Genomic DNA, 17,284 nt, shown 5'->3' with positions numbered 1-17,284 from the left:
ACGGGGCCGGCGGCTCGTCGGGAGTCAATGGGCCGCCGAGACGCAGGCCGGCGCTCCTAGGATTCGTCGAGCTTCTCGACGTCGTCGGCCTTCTTGGGCACGTGCGGAATCGACTCGGTCGTCGGCGGCACCACGGGGGTGAGGACGGAGGCGTAGGCGTGTTCGCTGGAGTACTTGAGGAACGCCAGGTGCGCCTCGTATCGGTCGAGGACGTCGTTGATGACCTGTTGCTGGGTCAAACCCATGAGGTCGTAGCCCTCGCTGCCGGTCTGGGTAAACACCTCGAGCCGGTAGTACGTGTCGATCTCGCGGGGCATGCTGCGGCCGCCGAAGGTCGGAACGGGGGCCTCGACCGCGGCCACTTGGTAGTGGAAGTCGCGGTGGTCGTCCATATTCACCACGAGGATGTGCTCGTCGATGCCGGTCTTCGGGTTCGGCGTCGTCGTCATCTCTGCCTCGTAGCCGAGTTCGGTGAATTCCTTGGCGACGTCCTGCAGCGCCGGCTGCACGACCCGCTCGGCGAACTGTGCCACGGCCTTGTTCGACGGGTAGGACCGCAGCCGCGCCAGGCGCTGCCGCCAGGTCTTCTCCGGTATCTGCCCGCCATGGGCGGCAGCAGTGCGCCGTCGCAGCACCTGCCCCTCGCGCTCGGCCCGTTCCATCCTGAGCACCTTCGAGAAGGAGGCCATCACGAGATACGCGATGACGGTCACCGGCAACGCGAAGATCAGGGTTGCGTATTCCATGGTTGTCACGCCGCCGGCCACCAGCATGGCCACCGTGAGGATCGCGGTGACCAGGGCCCAGAAGATGCGCAGCCACTTGGCGCCGTCCATCGCCGGATCGGGGATCATGGAGGAGAAGTTCGACATCACCATCGCACCGGAATTGGCGCTGGTGAGGTAGAACAGCAGACCCGAGAGGGTGGCCAGACCGATCAGGAACGGCGCGCCCGGGAACATTTCCAGCAGCGCATACCACCCGTGCTCGGGGCTGTTGATGGCCTCCTGGGCGAACTCGGTATTGCCGGCGAGCACCTCGCTCATGGCGCTGTTGCCGAAGATTGAGACGATGAAGAAGTCGCAGAGGACCGGGGCGGTGATGGCCGCGATGACGAATTCCCGCAGGGTCCGGCCGCGCGAAATCCGTGCCAGGAAGAGGCCGACGAACGGGCCCCAGGCCAGCCAGAAGGCCCAGAAGAAGAGGGTCCAGCCGGCCATCCATGCCGAACCGTCCTCCTCGTAGGCCAGGGTCTGCAGGGTGCGCTCCGGCAGCGAGAAGATGAAGCGGCCGATGTTCTCGACCATGGCGTTCAGCAGGAACGAGGTCTTGCCCGTGACCAGGATGTAGAGCATCATCGCTCCGGCCGCCCACAGGTTCAGTTCGGAGATCCACCGGATCCCCTTGTCGACGCCGGAGGTACAGGCCGCTACGGTCATGACGACGGCGACGAGCACCAGGGCAATCTGCAGGGCCAGGCCCTCCGGCAGGCCGAACAACCAGCTGAAGCCGACGTTGAGCAGGACGACGCCGATGCCCATCGACGTGGCTACGCCGAAGACGGTGCCGACCAAGGCGAAAATGTCGATGACGTCGCCGGTCGCCCCGCGCACGCGCTTACCCAGCAGCGGGTAGAGCGCGGCCCTGATGGACAGCGGCATGCCCCAGCGGTAGGCGAAATACCCCATCGCCATGCCGAGAAGGGCATACATCGACCAGCCGGCCACCCCGTAGTGGAACATGGTCCAGACGACGGCGTCCTGCGCGGCTTCCGCCGATTCGGGTGCGGCGGTGGGAGGGTTGATGTACTGCGTGATCGGGCCGGTGACGGAGTAGAAGAGCATGTCGATGCCCACGCCGGCGGCGAAGAGCATGGCGACCCAGGTGAAGAGGTTGTACTGGGGGCGTGAGTGGTCGGGGCCGAGCCTGACGCTGCCTTCCTTGGAGAGGGCCACCCACAGGACGAAAAGAATGACCAGGGTGACGGTCAGGACGTAGAACCAGCCCAGGTTGGTGGCGATCCAGCCGACCATGGTGTGCATCGTGCCGGCCGCGTTGCCCGGGGCCATGATGGCCCAGATGGAGAAGGCCAGGACGATCACGGACGAGATGATGAAAACCCGCCAGTTGACCCGGGGGCCGCGGTTCTCGGTGAGTTCGGCGGGCCCCTTGCTCAGTTCCGTGCTGGATATGGGCGGGCGCTTGGCCTCGGAATCGGCATCGGCGGGCTTGCGCCGTTCCGCCACGCCGAAGCGACTGCGTTCGACGAGTGGTTTCAGCGCCTCATTGTTCGAGATGCTGTCGTCTTCGGCGTTAGCCATCGGATTCTCCTTCTCTCGCGGGCGGCGCCTGCCGCTTATGTCAGCGGCACGTCGCCCAAAAAACCGTGGCGGTGAACAGCGTAGACCTCCCAAGCCTGTCCGTGCCCACCTGCGGGGGGAGCAATTTTTCCGGGCCCCGCCTCCGTCTCCCCGCCCGGACGCCGCTGGGACAAACCCGCGGCGCGGCTCCGCCATGCGGTGCTCCTGGCCGCGCGCTGCTGCCCGCCATTGGTCGGCGGCCGGGCTGCTGCCCGTGGTCGTTCGGGTCCGTCTTCGGGCGCTGCCGGCTGGTTCCGGGCTGCGCTCCGGCAGGGGAGTAGGCCAAAAAAGTGGGACCCCGGCCTGAAACAGGCAAGGGTCCCACTAGTAGTTGCGGGGGTAGGATTTGAACCTACGACCTCCGGGTTGTGAACCCGGCGAGCTGCCGAACTGCTCCACCCTGCGGCGTCTCTGACTGTAGACCCCCCAGTGGCCAAACGGCGAATTTGGTGAGGAGCGTCACCGCACGCGCCGGGGAAACCTGTGATTCAAGTGCGACGGCGGCCGGGCCACGTCGGCCCGGTGGTTCGGGTCTTATCGCATGGCGCCTTCGGTTACCGGAGCACTCCGAGGGTGCCCCGCGGCCGGGGTGTGCGCACTGGGTACCTGCCGAGGTGGTGGGCCCTGCGCCGGGGTCTCGGCGGAGGGGAAATGTCCCTTGTGCCGGACGAGGAACCGCGCGGCCGCCACGATGATCGCCGACGAGGTTCCGGCGATCAGGTCCGTCATGGTGTCGAAGTTGGTGATCTGGGCTTCGGTGCCGAGCACGGCATCGGAGGCGAACTCCGCGATCTCCCACAGCAGGGCGACGAAACCGCTGAACGCGACGATCATCACCGCTGCGAGCCAGGGCGGCATCGAGAACCCGTAGCGGCGGCCGGTGATGCCCAGGGCAAAAACGATCCCGAGCGCGACGACGAATCCGGAGTAGAAGTGCACGACCGTGTCCCACGGTGTCCAGATGGCGTAGAAACCCAGTTGGCTTCCCAGGTACGGGCCGCCGAGCAGCAGCACTGCGTAGAGCCCCTGTAGGCGTGCGGGGATCTCAACGTGCGCCCACCGCTCCACCAGCAGAACCGGGAACGAGGCCAGTAGCAGTGCGACGGGGATGACGGCTGCCGTGGGCTCGCCGCGCATGAGCGCGCTGAGTGCAGAGAATGCGAAGAGGGCTTCGGCCACGATCAGTGGGGCGTGGCGCCTGAGCGCGTCGCTGGACGGCACCGTTTCTTGTATGTCGTTGCTTTGACTCATTCAGTCAACCTTCACAAAGTTCATGGGAGCGATTTGCTTGCAGTGTGGAGAAGCACGCAGCGCCCTCCGGCGAGGACAGCAGTTCGAGAGCGCGGGACACCTCCCCGACGCGAGTGGAAGACGTCGCGGAAATCGCGGCCCGGGGGGTTGCTCTAGGGGTTGGGGGTTCTTTCCGGGTCGTGGGCTGGAGGAATGTCGGTGGGGGCTGACGCGGTGCTTTGGAAGAGCCGGGGCGTGGCGGCGGAGAGCTCGTTGGCGAAGCGGACCAGCATGGCGCCGAGGATTTCCCTGTCTTCCGGTGACCAGCTGGAGAGTATTTCATCGAACGCTGCCGCGCCGGCGGCGCCGATCTGCTGTTGCAGTTGAATACCGGCGGCGGATGTCTGTAGGAGGGTTGCCCGCCGGTCGGCGGGGTCCGGCCTGCGGTCGATTAATTCCCTGGCTTCGAGACGGCGGATTTGCGGGGTCATGGTGGATTTGTTCACTCCCCACTGCGCGGCCAGGTCGGACAGCCGCATCGGGCCGCTCCTGGTCAGGTATTCCAGCAGTGCCGTGTCGGTGGGCGAGAGGTCCTCGGCTTCGGGGCCGAAGACGTATCGGCGGATCTTTTTCCTGCTGGCCCATTGGAGCAGCAAGGCGAAGCCGTGGCGGACCTGCACCCCCGGTGTGGGCTGCTCACCGCCGGTCTCATTGCCGCTGGAAAAATCTGACATGAAACCAACCTAGCAAAATCAGTTCGGTTCGCCTAACCGAACTGATTTTCGTTAGGCTGGGGCTGCGTGGTCCTGAGCAGGCAACTCCAAGCACTCCAGCACCAGTATGAAGGGTCGCGCAGCCCGATTGGACAGGCTCCGCGCCGGATCTGCACCATCGAAAATATGGATGATTATCTCTACCTGATCCAGCCGGCGACAGTAGTGCTGATCGCCGTTGCCTCAGCACTGGTGATCACCGCGCTCTTGCGGGTTGCAGTGAACCAGCTGTTCCGGCGTGTGCCCAACATCCGGGATGTCTCGGCCCGCGGGCGCAGCCCCTTCCGGGTGGCGCTGGCCGTCATCGGAATCCGGGTGGGCCTGCGTATCACGTCCGCCGATGAGCCGTGGCACGCGGCCGTGGACTTCGTCCTGATCGTGGTGCTCATAGCTGCGCTGGCCTGGTTCGCCGTCGTCGTGCTCCTGGTGATTGAGGCGGCCATCCTGGCCAAGTACCGCACGGACACCAAGGACAACCGCAGGCTGCGCCGGCTCAAGACGCAGGTGATCCTGGGGCGCCGTGTGGCCGTGGCGCTGATCGTGACGATCGCGGTCGCGTGCGTGCTGCTGACCATCCCCCAGGTCCGGGCCCTCGGTGCAGGTATCCTGGCCTCCGCCGGTGTCCTGTCCGTGGTCGCCGGCCTCGCGGTGCAGAGCTCCCTGACCAACGTCTTTGCCGGCATGCAGTTGGCCTTCACGGATGCCATCCGGGTGGATGACGTCGTGGTGGTCGAGAACCAATGGGGCACCGTGGAGGAGATCACGATGACCTACGTGGTGGTCCACATCTGGGACGACCGGCGGCTGATCCTGCCCTCTACCTACTTCACCAGCACGCCCTTCGAGAACTGGACCCGCCGGACCGCCGCCCTGCTGGGAACGGTGGAGCTGGACGTGGATTGGCGGGTTCCCCTGGACGAGCTGCGCGCGCACCTCAAGGCCGTGGTTGAGGCGGCCGAGATCTGGGACGGACGCACCGCCATCCTGCAGGTCACCGACGCCGTCAACTCGCTGGTCCGCGTGCGCATCCTGGTCAGTGCCGGGGACAGCGGCACACTGTTCGACCTTCGCTGCCTGGTGCGGGAATCCATGGTTACATTCCTGCAGCGCGAATACCCGCAGGCGCTTCCCCGGCAGCGGTGGGAAGCCGTCGGCCGGGCGGAGAGCGGCGAGGCCCCCGCCGCCGGCCGCCGCCGTCCCGCGGCCGCGGTGATGACCGGCGCGGGCGACTCTCAGCTGTTCACCGGATCCATCGACGCCGTGGAGCGCAACCAGGCGTTCACCGGCCCGGGCGAGGAGGCCTACGAGGAGCGTGAGCGAAAGGCGAACCAGGGCGGGTAGGCGTGCATCCTCGTCGCAGCTCCTGAGGGTGCGTCTGGTTTGCCCGGCGCTGATGCGGGGGCCCGCGGGCTGTGCGTCCATTCGGTGACCTTTCGTGACCTTCAGAACTGTTGCGTGTGTCACAACCGCTTGTGTCCGGGAGCTCCTCCGGACAGCCTTGGGCATCACCTCTTTTACCCACAGCGCCTTGGAGCGCATGGCCCAAAAGGAGCATCATCCATGACTGACGTTCTGTGGTTTTCCGAAGTTGGCCTGTCCGACCTTGACCAGGTCGGGGGCAAGAACGCCTCGCTGGGCGAGATGATCGGAAACCTGGCAGCGGCCGGAGTAAAGGTTCCGGACGGCTTCGCCACCACCGCCGACGCCTACCGCCGCTTCCTGCGCGAATCCGGCCTGGAAGCCGGCATCGAGACCGTCCTCAAGGGCCTGGACAGCGACGACGTGACCGCCCTGGGTGCCGCCGGGGCAAGGATTCGGGAAATGATCCGCCTGGCACCGTTCCCGGCCGGTTTCGAGGAGCAGATCCGTGCCGCCTATACGCAGCTGGCCGGCAACCACGGCGAGGATGTGTCCTGGGCCGTGCGCTCCAGTGCCACGGCCGAAGACCTGCCCGACGCTTCCTTCGCCGGCCAGCAGGAAACGTTCCTGAACGTGCGCGGCATCGGGAACGTGTTGGCGGCCATCCGGGACGTCTTCGCCTCGCTTTATAACGACCGTGCGATCGCCTACCGTGTCCACCACGGGTTCACCCACTCCGAGGTGGCCCTCTCGGCGGGCATCCAGCGCATGGTCCGCTCCGACGTCGGCTCCTCCGGGGTCATGTTCACCATGGACACCGAGTCCGGCTTCCGCGACGCGGTCTTCATTACCTCCTCCTACGGCCTGGGCGAGGCCGTGGTTCAGGGTGCGGTGAACCCCGACGAGTTCTACGTCTACAAGCCCGCCCTGGCCGCCGGCCGGCCGGCCATCCTCAAGCGCGGTCTGGGCGAAAAGGCCGTGCAAATGACCTACACAGCATCGGTCGAGCGCGGCCGCACAATCGAGTTCGCCCCGGTGCCGGTTTCGCAGCGGCGGCGCTTCAGTCTCACCGACGCCGAGGTGGAGCAGTTGGCCCGGCACGCGGTGGCTATCGAGGCCCACTACGGCCGCCCGATGGACATCGAATGGGGCAAGGACGGCACCGACGGCCAGCTGTACATCCTGCAGGCCCGCCCCGAGACCGTCGAGTCCCGCAAGGCGGCCGGCACCCTCTCGCGCTTCACGCTCAAGGAGCGCTCCGCGGTGCTGGCCGAGGGCCGGGCCATCGGCCAGCGCATAGGCGCCGGCCAGGTGCGCGTGCTGACCTCGATCGACCAGATGTCCTCCTTCCAGCCCGGCGACGTGCTCGTGGCCAACATGACCGACCCGGACTGGGAACCGATCATGAAGAAGGCCGCCGCCATCGTCACCGACCGCGGCGGGCGCACCTGTCACGCGGCCATCATCGCCCGCGAGCTGGGCATCCCGGCCGTTGTCGGCACCGGCAACGCCACCCAGGTGCTCAGCGAGGGCACCCCCGTGACCGTTTCCTGCGCCGAAGGCGAGGCAGGCCTGGTCTACGCCGGGCTGCTGGACTACACCCTGGAGGAAACCGCCCTCGACACCATGCCGGAAGCACCGGTGAAGATCATGATGAACGTCGGCACCCCCGAACAGGCTTTCAGCTTCTCCCGGCTGCCGCACCGCGGCGTAGGCCTGGCCCGGCTGGAATTCATCATCAACCGCCAGATCGGCATTCACCCCAACGCCCTCCTGGCCCTGGCCGGGGAAATCGAGCGCCCCGCCGCGCTGTCCGACTACACCGTGCAGCAAATCCAGGAGAAGATCGCCGCCTACGACGGGCCCCGGGACTACTACGTGAGGCGCCTGGCCGAGGGCATCGCCACCATCGCGGCCGCCTTCGCCCCTGAACCGGTGATCATCCGGCTCTCGGACTTCAAGTCCAACGAGTACGCCAACCTGCTCGGCGGCCCGGCCTTCGAGCCCGAGGAAGAGAACCCGATGATCGGCTACCGCGGCGCCTCCCGGTATCTCTCGGACTCGTTCCGCCAGGCGTTCGAACTCGAGTGCGAGGCCCTGAAGCTGGCCCGCACGCAGATGGGCCTGTCCAACATCAAGGTTATGGTCCCCTTCGTGCGCACCCTGGACGAGGCCCGCGGGGTGACCGAGCTGCTGGCCGTCAACGGGCTGGTCCGCGGCGAGGACGGGCTGGAAATCGTGATGATGTGCGAACTGCCGGCCAACGCCCTGCTGGCCGATGAGTTCCTGGAGTACTTCGACGGCTTTTCCATCGGATCCAACGACCTGACCCAGCTCACTCTGGGCCTGGACCGGGACTCGGCCCTGGTCTCCGGGGGATTCGACGAACGCAACCCGGCGGTCACCAAGCTCCTGGAGATGGCGATCGGCGCCTGCCGAGCCCGCGGCAAGTACGTCGGCATCTGCGGGCAGGGCCCCAGCGACCACCCGGACTTCGCCGAATGGCTGCTGGCACAGGGCATCAGTTCGATCTCGCTGAACCCGGACGCCGTGACGGACACCTGGCTGCGACTGGCCCGCGGTCGTGAAACCGCAGTCCGGGGATGAGCGTGCCCGGAACCGCACGGTGAGCGGAAACCTTCGCCGGAACACCACGGGGGCGGGCCACAGCCCCGGCCCCGTGGTGTTCTTCCTCTCCGACAGCACCGGCATCACGGCCGAGACGCTGGGCAACACGCTGCTGACCCAGTTCCCCGGGCCGCGGCTGGAGCGGCGCACCATTCCCTTCATCGGGACGGAGGAACAGGCGCGCGAGGTCGTCACCATCATCGACAGCGTCGCCGCGGCCGGGCAGCGGCCGATCGTCTTCTCCACCGCCGTCGGCAGCGACATCCGTGCGATCCTGGCCGGGAGCAAGGGACACTTCGTGGACCTGTTCGGTGCCCACATCGGCCAGCTCGAGCAAGCCCTGCAGGCCTCCGCCACCGGCGAGCCGGGCCGGGCGCACGGCGTCGGCGACGCCATTCGCTATCAGTCACGCATGACCGCCGTCGAATACGCCATCGAGCACGACGACGGGCAGTCCATCCGCGCTCTGGAACGGGCGGAACTGATCCTGATCGCGCCCTCGCGCTGCGGCAAGACCCCGACGACGATGTACCTGGCGCTGCAGCACGGCATTTTGGCCGCCAACTTCCCGCTGATCGAGGAGGACTTCGCCCGCCGCTCGCTGCCGGAGCCGTTGCGGCCCTACGTGCGCAGATGCTTTGGGTTGACCTCACTGCCGATCCGGCTAAGCCAAATCCGCCAGGAGCGCCGGCCGGACAGCACCTACGCCTCGCTGGCCCAATGCAGCTTCGAGCTGCGCAGCGCCGAGGACATGTACGCCGTCAACGGGATACCGTACGTCAACTCCGCATTCATGTCAGTGGAGGAAATCTCCGCGACCATCCTGCAGCGGATGCGGCTGCAACACTGACCTTGCAAGCACTGGCCCCTGCACAGCAGCCGCCGGAGCACCTGCAGCGGAGCGCTAATCAGGCAGACCCATCTCCTAGCGCCTCCGCCGAACGCCGGCATAGCCACAATTTGGCGCAGACCGTCTCTCGAAACGCCGATAACGTGATTATGTCCGGGTGAGCATCTCGCTGAACCTTGCCCAGTGGGAAAGGTTCGAACGGTGACAGGGCTGCATCGCAGTGCGACACCTGACCATTCAGGCAGTACATAAGTCTCAGGCATTAGCGCCGCGGTGAAGGACCATCTAGCGGTAACTTTCGGTAGCAGACTATCGCGGAATTCCGCATCTATTCCGCAGATTCGATAACAGCCAATGAGAGCGGATGACAGCAGAAAACAGCTCTGACTTGGGGTGATAGAAGACGCTGGTACCCCGCAGAAACCACCGAAAGAGCCGTACTCTTACTCGAAAGCCCGAACAGCCATTTCAGGGGCAGTCTCAACCCGTCCCAGGCACTTCGCGTCGAAGCTGGTAGTGCTCAGGCATTTTCAGTGTCTTGCGTTGTCGTCGCACTCGGGGCTGCGATGCCGCCGGGTCCCCGGCTGCGGCCGAAGTATAGGCGGGGCACTCGCTTACCGACCCGCGTGACAATTTCGTAATTGATCGTTTCAGGCGCGGCCACCCAGTCCTCGGCCCAGGAACGTCATCGCCGGGGCCGAACAAGATGGCTTCGTCGCCAACAAGGTCTTTCGCTTCGGCGGTGCGCACGCGTCAACTCGGCAGTCTACGTAGGCCCCCGTTGCGGAACCGGCGGGCGGCCCAGCTGCCGTGCCACCTTATGCTTCCTCCATGGGGAACAAACCAGCGCAAAGCCCGCATCTGTTCAAAGTGTTCGCAAGCAACGATAATCAGAGCCTTATCGTGCGGTATCCGTATCAGGACGACTCTGACGTTGAATTCGGGTACGTCGAAGCAGCGAAGCGACTTGCTGCCTCGTTCCAGGGCCAGCCGATCGACGACACGATTCTCATGCCGTTTATGTATCTATGGCGGCATGCGGTCGAACTTTCACTGAAACAACAGATCAAGTTGGCAGCCAGGCTCCGGCGGGCGAACGGTGAGCAGGAGGAAGCGCTCGATCCCGAAAGGCTGCGGGGGTGGCTAAACAGAACGCACAGTATGCGGGCTTTGGCCACGGAGCTGGCCGGTCATTTCGCTCAGCTCGACCTGCCAGAAATGCCGAAAGACACAAGCCGCACACTCTCCTGGCTTATCGAAGCGGATCCGAACGGCCAGACCTTCCGTTACTCTGGCGGGCTTCCGGACACCCAGGACTTCATCGACTTCCGTGCACTCAGCAAGTGCCTTGAGGAGACATACAATATAGTCTCGGCCGGCATTGACGTGCTGTGGGCCTACAGCGAGGCACAGGAAGATTTTCTCGCCGAGCGGCGTGAGTTCGAAGCAGAGATGCGCGCCGAGTACGAGTCAGAAGTTGGAAGCTATAACGAATATTGAGCGGGCCAGCTGACGACAAGCCAGTACCTTATCGCGACTCAAGCCTGAATCCATCGTTGCGATCTCGCTCAAGGTGCCCTGGCTCCGGATAACCGCACTCAGATGGCAGCCTGTTCGCATCAGGCCGGGTCCGCGGCCCCTGCGAAAGCAGGGTCCTAAGCCTTGCGGGGATGCGATTGCGTGCCTGCATCCAGCCCCTTCTCAAAACACAGCAGCCCCACGTAATCCGAAGATGATGTAGGGCTGCTGTGTCAGAGCGGATTTAGCTGGCTATCAACTCGCGTCGCCGTTGGTCTTTTGGCTCCAGGCGCCACTCCCGCACGGAAAGACCATCGACGAAGCGCCATTCTTCGCCGCACTTGTCACAGCTGATCCAGCGATCGTGTTCCCGGAAGCCAGGTGTGTTGTCATGTTCTTCGATGACCTTTCCCTCACCGCAGGGGCAAAGGAACTCATAGTATTCGATCGTCCCTGAGCCCGCACCGAACCCTGGCGTGCCGCTTTTTGCTGCCGCTGATTCGATCAGTGCGGATGCTCAGATCCCCGAGCAGTGACCGGGGCGAGATCCTGGCCCACTCTGCAATCGCGCTTTCTGCGGCTGTATAGGCAGCGTAGGAGGCTGGGACTTCCTCTAGGATCTGTAGCAGTTCCTGCGGGGGTGCGAGCGATGCGGTGGTAGCTACCCTGAATGCCAGCGGAGTAGTCGCCGGCGACATCACCCATCCAGGAGCGGGAGCTGCTCATGCCCGATTGTGGAGGCACCTGAGTGAAGAACTTATCCGGGAAGGACGTAGGTACCGGGCGCTCTCAGCCGCTTTCTTGGTCACCTCTAGCAAAGCGTCCAAGCCGGGGAGCGCGCTGTTACCCGAGCGCGGGGTGGCTCTGAATAAAGGGCTTCACCTGGTAGTTCAGCATCGCCCAAATCTTCCTGTTCTGCGCAACCGAGATGTCTTCCTTCTTGCGTTTGTTGAACATCTTGAGGAAAAAGGCATAGTCTCCTTCTCCGTTGTTGCCGTTGCGCGCATCGTTGAACGCCCCTTCAGCGAATAGCCACTCCAGCAAGGCTCGGGAAAAATAGTCCGACGTCAGGGTGATCTTCTTACGGTCCTCTATTGCCTTCTTCAGCGCCAGAAGCTGGCCGAGCACTGAGACCTGCGCATCCAAGTCCTGGCGCTTGAAGTGGTGCACGCATCGGCTTCCAATATAGGAGAGCGTTTCCTGATTTTTGCTGTTGTAGATGGTGTACATGTAAAGCAGGTTCTGCTGCCCGCAGACGCATTCACCCTCGCTATCCGGGTGTTCCTCAACTGCGACCACGGCCCATTCATGCACGGCGTCATAAAAATGCCTGGCCACGGAATTGTCCTCGATGACCTTCTTTAGCGTCTCAAAACTATGCGCTGCCACTTCTGGACTCCACCTTCTTTTGTCACGACTTTACCGTCATGCTTGTGAAACTTTGCATCCTTTAGGAGGTGCGTCGTCAAAGTCGGAAAGAAACTCGATAGAAAGAACACTTCCCATTGATGTTCAGGGCAGCGTCATAATTGATGACTACCCGTCTTTATCGGGGACCTCCATGATCTTCTTGTCTCGTGGCTGCTCCACACGTTGCCCGCTGAGAGCGCCAACGACGTTGTCAGGGGCATTGGGGGAACAGGCTCGGCTACCTGCTCATCCGCGATCTGGATGGAGCACAGCGTGTGGGGCATGGTGCGGGCTGCTTCGGCGATGATGGCCGCGTCCCGGGCATCGGTCTTGGCTTCACCGGGGTGCAAGTCGGCGATACGGCGCATGGCAGACGTCGGCGTTCGTGCGAGTGCGGCATGCCGCTGCTAAGCGGGCGGAGGGGCTTGGCTCGACAATGATGCGGCGCTGTTTGGGGCGAAGCGAAGCGGGGGGCGATCTCAATCAGCTGACCCGTCTCGGGCACCGAGATAAGTTGGACATCGGTGTGCTCGCGGTCGTAGTCCATGAGCTGGCGCAGGATTGTGAGCACATGGTCGATGAAAGGGCAACCATCAGCGCCACCTCGGTGTCGCCGTCCTCATGCCCACTCCTGGCACGGGCGTCGGCTCGGGCTCGCAAGCGCTGCCGCACTGCTCGCTCGTCCGCTAGGACTCGCCGACTCCCAGCCCAGTCCGTCATTCATCGCGACGCAATCCCCTCTGACCTGCCGCAGCCTCGTCGATGAGCGTCGCAAACTGATCCATGCTGAGCACATTCAGCTTGAACTCCTCCGCCTTCGCGCGAACCGCTCCGTCCCCGGTGACGACGATCCACTCCGGGGCCATGAGATATTGGCTGTCGTGCTCCTTGCCCTCGAGAGCACATGCCACGACCAGCGGATCAGCGTTGCCCATGTTGGCGTAGAGGTCGATCAGCCCGGTGTCCGTGTCTGGCACGGTAGCCATGACCTCAATAAGCAGATGGAGCATCCGCGGCGTTGTCGGATGAACGTTGTCGCGCAATAGTGCGATGTCCGGGAATCCCTCGGCTTCGTGAAGCACTGCCTCCGGCAGGACAACGTTCTCCACGAAGTACGCGCTTGCCCGTCGCCGCTGTCCAAGCTGACTCAAAACGTTCGTGTCCACCACATACCGCTGCCCGAAGCCACTCATCCTAATGCCCGCCGCAGGTCGTCGATCTGTGATGGTTTGAGGTGGTTCAGGCAGACGGAACGACAGAACTCACCAGTCGATATGCTCTCGCTATCGAGCGCGTGCAGCATTCGACGAGTGAATTCCCGCCCGTTGTATTTACGAACGGCGTTCTCGGGGAGGATCTTGTTCCGAGGGCCACCCTTGGAACGTTTCCGGAACTCCTCGCGCAACTGCCCCAAGTAGTTACTCGCGGTCTCGCCATTGATCATTCCGAGCCGCATTGCACGGACAGCAACCGCACTCGCAGTCACCTTGAAGTCCTCCGACGCATTCCTCATCTCGTCAAGAGAGGTCGGTCCGATCGCCCGGAACCGATCCGCGGGCATCAGCATCGCACCAGCAATGTCGTACTCTCGGCCAGGATCCGTCTGAGCGCTGCCACCGTCCCAGGTCATCGGAGCGAAGATTCGTCGGGCGATCAGAACTGTCATCAGTGTCAGCGTGAAAATCGTCCGCCCAACCGGCTCCTGGTCGTCCCCGTGATCACCTCCCGCCAAAAAGATGAATGGAACCTTGTTATCTCGGATCGTCATCCCGCTGAAGCTCACATGCGTCAGACGTTGTGGCATATGGTGCTGGACGCTACGTGAAATCAGGATCTGATTCGCCTCCAGGCGCTCGATCAAGAGATCTAGCGCTTTTTCCTTGGTCTTGCACGCGCGGATGGCGTCGTGCGTAAGGCCAACCGCCGACATAAGCAGGGCCGCGTCAGCGTCGACAGATGACCTTGCATCACGAAGCAAACCTACGATTGAGTTCCGCTTCAGCGACTTATCATGTGTTCGCACGAGCTGCTGCTTGCGGATCAAGTCCTTTACGATCAGCTCGACATCTCGCAGCTCCACACTGGCGCGCGACCCAATCGAAAACGTGTCCTTGCTGAGCCCGGCCAGGAGCTTCTCGGTCTTCTTCCTCACCTGCTCCTTCACGAGCGCAATGGGGGCGAAGAACAACGAGTAGGGGATGTCGCCTTTCCCCGCGAGATAGACGAGGTCGGAGAAATTGATTCTGCCTGATCCGAGCGCCTTTTCATAGCCTGCGTAGGTGCCCGCTACAGAGTTGTCGAGAAGCGTCCTGAATACAGCCTCATCAATCGGGACAGCCACCCCGTCTAACAGAACGTCGATCGCCATGGCGGATCACATCCGGGCATTCACGAAGTTCTGCCTAAACTCTCGATCCAGCCGAACGCATAGCCGGAGTCACCCGTCTCGTGCATCCATGCCTTACCGCAGAAAGTGCACACGTAGTCCTGCTCGTCTGAGTGCTTTCCCATGCTGGCAATCACGCGCTGCGCCCCTACCCCGGCGAGGGCTGCGTGCGGTTCCTTCGTCTCGCGCATCACCTGACACGCCGAACATGGCTCCTCATGCGTGAGTGACAACGTCGAGAGGAGCTCCGGCACCTTTGCAGCTCCGAGACTTCGCTGTTTCGTCGCCATACATACCACCTATTCTTGTGTCAGATACGTTACAGGGCGCGCGCTGCTCGAAACTGGCACGACACCCTTCAGAGTCGGTCGGGAGCACGTCGGAAGAGCGAGCACAACGCGATGAAGCTCCAGAAATTGCTCCACTGGTGCCCGGAGATTTTCGGCTAACAAGTGAGGGGGCTTCGCCGACATGAACGAGGCATGGAGGCACGGGCCTGTCGTCCCTCACATAGCCTTGCTGGACCACTCAAGACTAGACCGGAGTCTAGAACGGAGGCGAACAGTTTCCAAGCAATAAGAAAGGCCCTCTGACCGGGATAATCCCTAGTCAGAGGGCCTTCATTCGTTGCGGGGGTAGGATTTGAACCTACGACCTCCGGGTTATGAGCCCGGCGAGCTACCGAACTGCTCCACCCCGCGGCGTAGTAATGACTCTAGACCCACCCATCACCAAACGACGAATTTGGTGAGTGGGGTCACTGCTTCGGGCCATCAGCCATGGTCCTGCAGACGACGACGGCGGCGGTGGCCTCCCCTGCGGAAGGCGACCGCCGCCGTCGTCGGCAGAACCAGGGAGGGTCAGCGCAGGTGGTCCACCAGCTTGCCGGCGATGCCGTTGTAGTTGGCCGGGGTGAGCGCGAGCAGGCGGTTCTCGGCGTCGGGGGAGAGGCCCAGGCCGGAGACGAACTCCTTCATGCGCTCGGCGTCAACGCGGTGGCCGCGGGTGAGCTCCTTTAACCGCTCGTACGGGTTCTCCATGCCTTCGACCCCGGCGATGGCCTCGGCGCGCATGACCATTTGGATGGCCTCGCCGAGCACCTCCCAGTTTTGGTCTAGGTCCGCCGCCAGCACCTCGGCGGGAACGCTGAGCCGGTCCAGGCCCTTGGCAACGTTGGAGATGGCCAGCAGCGAGTGCCCGAAGGCGACACCGATGTTCCGCTGCGAGGACGAGTCGGTGAGGTCGCGCTGCCATCGGGAGGTGACCAGGGTGGCCGCCAGCGTGTCCAGCAGGCCGTTGGAGATCTCCAGGTTCGCCTCGGCGTTTTCGAAGCGGATCGGGTTGACCTTGTGCGGCATCGTGGACGAGCCGGTGGCTCCTTCGACGGGGATCTGGGCGAAATAGCCGATGGAGATGTAGCTCCAGATGTCCGTGCAGGCGTTGTGCAGGATCCGGTTGAAGCGGGCGATGTCGGAGTAGAGCTCGGCCTGCCAGTCGTGCGACTCGATCTGGGTGGTCAGCGGGTTCCAGGCCAGGCCCAGGCCCTCGACGAAGCTCTTCGAGACGGCCTGCCAGTCCGCCGAGGGAACAGAAGCGTAGTGCGCCGCATACGTGCCGGTGGCTCCATTGATCTTGCCCAGGTACTCGGTGCGGGCAATCCGGTCCAGCTGGCGGGTGAGGCGGTGGGCGATGACCGCCAGCTCCTTGCCGAGCGTGGTGGGGGTGGCGGGCTGTCCGTGGGTCCGCGAGAGCATCGGCACGTCGCGGTGCTCGCGGGCCATGGCCGCGAACTGCTCGACCAGGGCGCGGGCGGCCGGCAGCCAGACCTGTTCCACGGCCCCCTTCACTCCCACCGCGTAGGAGAGGTTGTTGATGTCCTCCGAGGTGCAGCCGAAGTGCACCATGGCGGTGAGGTTCTCGATGCCCAGCTGTCCGAGTCGGCGGCCGATGAAGTACTCCACGGCCTTCACGTCGTGGACGGTGACGGCTTCGATCTCCGCCAGTTCGCGCACGGCATTTCCGTCGAAGTCGGTGACGATTTTGCGCAGCGCCGACTGCTGCTCCCCGGTCAGCGGTCCCGCCCCGGGCAGTATGGCCTGGTTGGCCAGGTGGATCAGCCACTCCACCTCCACATGCACGCGATCGCGGTTCAGCGCGGCTTCGGAGAGGTAGTCAACCAGCGGCGCAACCGCCTGGTGGTACCGCCCGTCCAACGGACCGAGTGCGATAGCGGGGGTGACTTCTGCCAAGGGAACACGGGAAGTTTCAGCCATGGCCCTATTCTTTCATGTCCCATGTCGCCGCTTTCCGGGTGACTTCGCCTGCACAGCGGCGCCGCGTTCTCCCTCATGCACATAGCCGGTCTGCGTCAGGCCCCGCGGACGACGCGGCCCTAGCCTCGGAGGAAGTCGAGGCGCAAAGGAGGCCAGGGTGATGTTTTGGCAAACGGCGACGGCGGAGGCCGGGCCGGGCGGTTCGGCGGACCCGGGATGGGGGCCGGCCCCCGGCCGGCTGCTTTCCTGTGAGCAGGAACTGCTGTCCGTGCGGGCGGATCTGGCCGGCGCGGCCGCGGCCTGGGTCTCGCCGGCCGGCAAGGCCTTCAGGGCGCGACTGTACGAGTACCGCACCGGTATGGCGGAGGCGGCTGAACTGCTCAGGCTCGCGGCAGCCGCGGTGAGTGCGGCAGAGGCGGCTGCCGACGCGGCCCAAACGGCGGCGGCCGCCATGTACGGCCCCCGGCCGTGACATCCGGGATCCGGACGGCCTGTGC

The 17,284-nt window shown here is 64.1% G+C and carries 13 protein-coding genes, 2 tRNA genes and 1 pseudogene; 5 read left to right on the top strand and 11 right to left on the bottom strand.

Going from position 1 to position 17,284, the window contains the following annotated elements; translation table 11 throughout:
- Positions 1-56: 56 nt before the first annotated feature.
- The 4 genes from betT to AC5RUH_RS00830 form a co-directional block, all read right to left on the bottom strand.
- On the bottom strand, positions 57-2,321 hold the full coding sequence (gene betT / locus AC5RUH_RS00845) for a choline BCCT transporter BetT (RefSeq protein WP_494013580.1): 2,265 nt from the start codon (positions 2,319-2,321) through the stop codon (positions 57-59).
- A 370-nt stretch (positions 2,322-2,691) separates the two neighbouring features.
- Positions 2,692-2,765, bottom strand: a tRNA-Val gene (locus AC5RUH_RS00840).
- 129 nt (positions 2,766-2,894) lie between these two features.
- Positions 2,895-3,611, bottom strand: coding sequence for a DUF2238 domain-containing protein (locus AC5RUH_RS00835; RefSeq protein ID WP_494127638.1), 717 nt, complete (start codon positions 3,609-3,611; stop codon positions 2,895-2,897).
- A gap of 152 nt (positions 3,612-3,763) precedes the next feature.
- A complete protein-coding gene (locus AC5RUH_RS00830; protein ID WP_494127637.1) occupies positions 3,764-4,324 on the bottom strand; it encodes a MarR family winged helix-turn-helix transcriptional regulator in 561 nt (186 codons plus the stop codon).
- Positions 4,325-4,390: 66 nt separating this feature from the next.
- Between AC5RUH_RS00830 and AC5RUH_RS00825 the strand changes: the two genes are divergently transcribed.
- From AC5RUH_RS00825 to AC5RUH_RS00810, 4 genes are all read left to right on the top strand, one after another.
- The gene (locus AC5RUH_RS00825; RefSeq protein WP_494127636.1) at positions 4,391-5,704 is read left to right on the top strand and encodes a mechanosensitive ion channel family protein; all 1,314 of its coding nucleotides are present in this window, start codon (positions 4,391-4,393) and stop codon (positions 5,702-5,704) included.
- A 219-nt stretch (positions 5,705-5,923) separates the two neighbouring features.
- Positions 5,924-8,329: a phosphoenolpyruvate synthase gene (gene ppsA / locus AC5RUH_RS00820; protein ID WP_494127635.1), complete on the top strand. Its 2,406-nt coding sequence runs from the start codon at positions 5,924-5,926 to the stop codon at positions 8,327-8,329.
- Positions 8,330-8,348: 19 nt separating this feature from the next.
- Complete coding sequence (locus tag AC5RUH_RS00815; protein ID WP_494127634.1) at positions 8,349-9,200, top strand: pyruvate, water dikinase regulatory protein; 852 nt, start codon at positions 8,349-8,351, stop codon at positions 9,198-9,200.
- A gap of 831 nt (positions 9,201-10,031) precedes the next feature.
- Positions 10,032-10,700: a hypothetical protein gene (locus tag AC5RUH_RS00810; RefSeq protein ID WP_494127633.1), complete on the top strand. Its 669-nt coding sequence runs from the start codon at positions 10,032-10,034 to the stop codon at positions 10,698-10,700.
- Between the two features lie 861 nt (positions 10,701-11,561).
- On the opposite strand, the gene AC5RUH_RS00805 is transcribed toward AC5RUH_RS00810, so the two are convergent.
- From AC5RUH_RS00805 to purB, 7 genes and pseudogenes are all read right to left on the bottom strand, one after another.
- Complete coding sequence (locus AC5RUH_RS00805; RefSeq protein ID WP_494127632.1) at positions 11,562-12,107, bottom strand: hypothetical protein; 546 nt, start codon at positions 12,105-12,107, stop codon at positions 11,562-11,564.
- Between the two features lie 254 nt (positions 12,108-12,361).
- Positions 12,362-12,508: pseudogene (locus AC5RUH_RS00800) on the bottom strand (IS110 family transposase); the annotation flags it as partial.
- A gap of 336 nt (positions 12,509-12,844) precedes the next feature.
- Positions 12,845-13,294 carry a hypothetical protein gene (locus tag AC5RUH_RS00795; RefSeq protein WP_494127631.1) on the bottom strand — a complete coding sequence of 150 codons (450 nt, stop codon included), beginning with the start codon at positions 13,292-13,294 and terminating at the stop codon, positions 12,845-12,847.
- Positions 13,295-13,317: 23 nt separating this feature from the next.
- Positions 13,318-14,496 (bottom strand): hypothetical protein, encoded by a 1,179-nt coding sequence (locus tag AC5RUH_RS00790; RefSeq protein ID WP_494127630.1) that lies wholly within the window; start codon positions 14,494-14,496, stop codon positions 13,318-13,320.
- 20 nt (positions 14,497-14,516) lie between these two features.
- Complete coding sequence (locus AC5RUH_RS00785) at positions 14,517-14,804, bottom strand: hypothetical protein (protein ID WP_494127629.1); 288 nt, start codon at positions 14,802-14,804, stop codon at positions 14,517-14,519.
- 337 nt (positions 14,805-15,141) lie between these two features.
- Positions 15,142-15,215, bottom strand: a tRNA-Met gene (locus tag AC5RUH_RS00780).
- Positions 15,216-15,374: 159 nt separating this feature from the next.
- Positions 15,375-16,787 (bottom strand): adenylosuccinate lyase, encoded by a 1,413-nt coding sequence (purB, locus tag AC5RUH_RS00775; protein ID WP_494127628.1) that lies wholly within the window; start codon positions 16,785-16,787, stop codon positions 15,375-15,377.
- 157 nt (positions 16,788-16,944) lie between these two features.
- Here purB and AC5RUH_RS00770 point away from each other — a divergent pair, with 157 nt between their 5' ends.
- Positions 16,945-17,259 carry a hypothetical protein gene (locus AC5RUH_RS00770; protein WP_494127627.1) on the top strand — a complete coding sequence of 105 codons (315 nt, stop codon included), beginning with the start codon at positions 16,945-16,947 and terminating at the stop codon, positions 17,257-17,259.
- The last annotated feature ends 25 nt before the right edge of the window (positions 17,260-17,284 follow it).

The organism is Arthrobacter sp. Y3223166 (genome assembly GCF_059090935.1).
Note: the sequence above shows the minus strand (reverse complement) of the source record. Positions and strands in the feature narration are given on the sequence as shown.